Raw genomic sequence first — 528 nt, 5'->3', positions numbered from 1 at the left:
GATTGCCTGGTCGAAATGTAGAGAGCCACTGGTGCTGCCCAACAGCATCAGTATGAATTTGGCGAAAGATGTTTCGCTGACAGAATTTTAGTCCCGTTCGTCTAGAGGCCTAGGACACCGCCCTTTCACGGCGGTAACAGGGGTTCGACTCCCCTACGGGACGCCACGGGTCGTTAGCTCAGTTGGTAGAGCAGTTGACTTTTAATCAATTGGTCGCAGGTTCGAATCCTGCACGACCCACCATTCCTGCCACGGGAATGTAAAAACTCAGTGGGCGATTAGCTCAGTTGGGAGAGCACCTCCCTTACAAGGAGGGGGTCACTGGTTCGAGCCCGGTATCGCCCACCATTCTTTCCTCTGGAAAGTAACCCAGAACGACGGGGCTATAGCTCAGCTGGGAGAGCGCTTGCATGGCATGCAAGAGGTCGGCGGTTCGATCCCGCCTAGCTCCACCACTCTTTAAGGATTTTCCCTGAGAATCTTTAGAAAGTGGTTATCACTCGATAATTCACAATGCTCTTTAACAAT

4 tRNA genes are annotated in these 528 nt (G+C 52.1%); all 4 read left to right on the top strand.

The window, feature by feature from the left end:
• Window positions 1–90: 90 nt before the first annotated feature.
• Window positions 91–166 (top strand) — tRNA-Glu (locus EA58_RS20635).
• A gap of 1 nt (window position 167) precedes the next feature.
• A tRNA-Lys gene (locus EA58_RS20630) sits at window positions 168–243 on the top strand.
• Between the two features lie 29 nt (window positions 244–272).
• Window positions 273–348, top strand: a tRNA-Val gene (locus EA58_RS20625).
• A gap of 31 nt (window positions 349–379) precedes the next feature.
• Window positions 380–455: transfer RNA gene (locus EA58_RS20620), tRNA-Ala, on the top strand.
• The last annotated feature ends 73 nt before the right edge of the window (window positions 456–528 follow it).

The organism is Photobacterium galatheae, assembly GCF_000695255.1.
Lineage (GTDB): Bacteria > Pseudomonadota > Gammaproteobacteria > Enterobacterales > Vibrionaceae > Photobacterium > Photobacterium galatheae.
This window is presented reverse-complemented; position numbering and strand designations above follow the sequence as displayed.